The organism is Phenylobacterium sp. (assembly GCF_004299445.1).
Classification (GTDB): domain Bacteria; phylum Pseudomonadota; class Alphaproteobacteria; order Caulobacterales; family Caulobacteraceae; genus Phenylobacterium.
The window spans coordinates 1-2,645 of the sequence record NZ_SCTC01000056.1 but is presented as its reverse complement, the minus strand read 5'-3'; the positions used below and the strand labels follow the sequence as shown (position 1 = coordinate 2,645).

Sequence of the window (2,645 nt, the reverse complement as noted above, 5' to 3'; positions counted from 1 at the left end):
CCGCCCTTGTTGTCGTCATTCAGCTTCGCCGCGCGCTCAAGCAGACGGCTGTGCAGATAGAACACGTCGCCCGGATAGGCTTCGCGGCCCGGCGGACGGCGCAGCAGCAGCGACATCTGGCGATAGGCCACGGCCTGCTTGGAAAGGTCGTCGTAGATGATGACGGCGTGCATGCCGTTGTCGCGGAACCACTCGCCCATGGCGCAACCCGCGAACGGGGCCAGGAACTGCAGCGGCGCCGGCTCGGAGGCCGTGGCCGACACGACGATGGTGTAGTCCAGGGCGCCGCGCTCCTCGAGCGTCTTGACGATCTGGGCCACGGTCGAGCGCTTCTGGCCGATGGCGACGTAGATGCAGTAGAGCTTGGCGCTCTCGTCGTCGCCGGCGTTGATCGACTTCTGGTTCAGGATCGTGTCGATCGCCACGGCGGTCTTGCCGGTCTGGCGGTCGCCAATGATCAGTTCGCGCTGGCCGCGACCGACCGGGATCAGGCTGTCGATCGCCTTCAGGCCGGTCTGCACGGGTTCATGCACCGACTTCCGCGGGATGATGCCCGGGGCCTTCACGTCCACGCGGCGACGTTCGGCCACGTTGGTGATCGGGCCCTTGCCGTCGATCGGCTCGCCCAGCGGGTTCACGACGCGGCCCAGCAGGCCACGACCGACCGGCACGTCCACGATTTCGCCCAGGCGGCGGACTTCGTCGCCTTCCTTGATGGCGCGGTCTTCGCCGAAGATCACGACGCCGACGTTGTCGCGCTCGAGGTTCAGGGCCATGCCCTTCACGCCGGCGGAGGGGAATTCCACCATTTCACCGGCTTGCACGTTGTCGAGGCCGTAGACGCGGGCGATGCCGTCGCCGACGCTCAGAACCGAACCGACGTCGGAGACGTCAGCTTCTTCGCCGAAATTGGCGATCTGCGACTTGAGAATGGCCGAAATCTCGGCGGCGCGGATGTCCATATTCTTACGCTCTCTTGAGGGCGAATTTCAGGGAGTCGAGCTTCGACTTCAGCGAAGCATCGAAGAGGCGGGAGCCGACCTTCACCTTGATCCCGCCCAGGAGGGCCGGATCGACGCGGGTCGTGATTTCGGGGTCCTTGCCCAGGGCCTGGCGGAGCGCCGCGGCGACGCCCTTGGCCTGGGTGGGCGAAAGCGGGGCTGCCGTGACCACTTCGGCCGAGACGGCGCCGCGCGCGGCGGCCGACAACTTGGCGAAGCCTTCGATGACAGCGGGCAGGGCTGCGGCGCGCCCGTTCGAGGCCAACAGGCCCAGGAACTTCAGCGTCGTCATGTTGAACTTGCCCTTGGCGCCAATGCCGACCAGGCCCTTGGCCTTGTCCTCGGCGCTGAAGGTCGGCGAACCCAGCAGGGTGCGCAGATCCTTCGAGTCCGCGATCGCGGCCTTCAGGGATTTCAGGTCGGCCTCGACCGCCGCCACTTGCTTCTGGTCACTGGCCAGATCGAACAGGGCTTGTGCGTATCTTGAGCCCACATTCGACAGAGAGGAGTCGTCCGCCACTATTATCCGCCCGGGTCGCGTTTCACGTGCCGCAAACGGACCGATCCGCTGCGACTAAAGGCTTGAAAGCGCTTGAAAAAAGCACATCGGTCCGGACGCTCGAAATTGCCCCCGGCCCAAAGCCGCGCGCCTACTAGCATGCGATGTTGTGCGCCGCAACCGAGTGGGACCGGGGTTCCGCTGGGGGAACCGAGGCGAAATTGAAGATGCGGTGCGGCGGCTGGACGCGTCGGCGCAAAAAAAGGGCCGTCGGTTTCCCGACGGCCCAGGCATGACAGAAGCTCGACAGAGCTGCTGGGAGACTTGGTAGGCCTACTGTTCCTTGGCGAGCTGCGTGGCCCCGTTGGCCTTGGCCACGGCCTTCGCATTGCAGTCGGCGAGCTTGTCCTCGGCGAGCGACTTGCGGCCGGCGAACGCCTGCACCACGCCAACCTTGTCGGCGATGGTCTTGCAGGTGGACGTGGCGAAGGTCTGCGAGGTCGGCGCGAGGGCGGTGCAGGTGTCGCCTTCGCAGTTGAACATGGCGCCGCCGGCGATGAACTTGGTCTTCTCGACCGGGGCCGAGAGCTTGGCGGTAATGGTGTCGGCGGCGAAGGCCTGGCCGGCGGAAAGGGTGACGAGGGCGGCGCAGGCCGCAAGAATTTGGAGCTTCAAGGAGCCCTCCAGCGTTCGGGGAGTTGTCGGCGTCAAGGATTTGAGTACCGGCCCTGCTCGCCGCGTTTGGCCGCCTCGGGTATCCCCCCCCTTGGCGCGCGTCGAACTGAGCATTGCTAAGATAACGGTGTTAAGATCGACTCCGCAACCCCCAAAACCGCAGCGCCGCTATGCATGGATGCAGACCAGCTCGGCGCTTCCGCCAGCCGCCGTTCACCTCTCGTCAATCATGTTTGGCGTTCCGTTGACGTGGGCTATAGCGCCCCTCGCGGGCGGCGACTGATCGGTAGGACACCCTAACTCCATGGCCAACGCGCAGCCGCCGGGACGTGGGCGCCCGAAGCGCACCCCCCTGCAGGGTCTGATCTACTGGATGCTGGTGCTCGCCGTCTGGGGCGTGACCTTCATGGTCGCGTTCTTCGCGGTGTTCGCGCCGGGCCTGCCCGACATCTCGTCGCTGGACGAGGCCA

General features: G+C 65.8%; 4 protein-coding genes. 1 reads left to right on the top strand and 3 read right to left on the bottom strand.

Annotation, left to right across the window (positions count from 1 at the left end):
- From atpA to EPN98_RS15720, 3 genes are all read right to left on the bottom strand, one after another.
- The coding region (atpA, locus tag EPN98_RS15730) for a F0F1 ATP synthase subunit alpha (RefSeq protein ID WP_293363855.1) at nucleotides 1–962 on the bottom strand (962 nt) is incomplete at its 3' end.
- 4 nt (nucleotides 963–966) lie between these two features.
- The gene (locus EPN98_RS15725) at nucleotides 967–1,521 is read right to left on the bottom strand and encodes a F0F1 ATP synthase subunit delta (RefSeq protein ID WP_293363854.1); all 555 of its coding nucleotides are present in this window, start codon (nucleotides 1,519–1,521) and stop codon (nucleotides 967–969) included.
- 312 nt (nucleotides 1,522–1,833) lie between these two features.
- On the bottom strand, nucleotides 1,834–2,175 hold the full coding sequence (locus EPN98_RS15720; protein ID WP_293363853.1) for a hypothetical protein: 342 nt from the start codon (nucleotides 2,173–2,175) through the stop codon (nucleotides 1,834–1,836).
- 304 nt (nucleotides 2,176–2,479) lie between these two features.
- Here EPN98_RS15720 and EPN98_RS15715 point away from each other — a divergent pair.
- Nucleotides 2,480–2,645 (top strand): hypothetical protein (locus tag EPN98_RS15715; protein ID WP_293363856.1); only part of this gene is annotated, 166 nt, incomplete at its 3' end.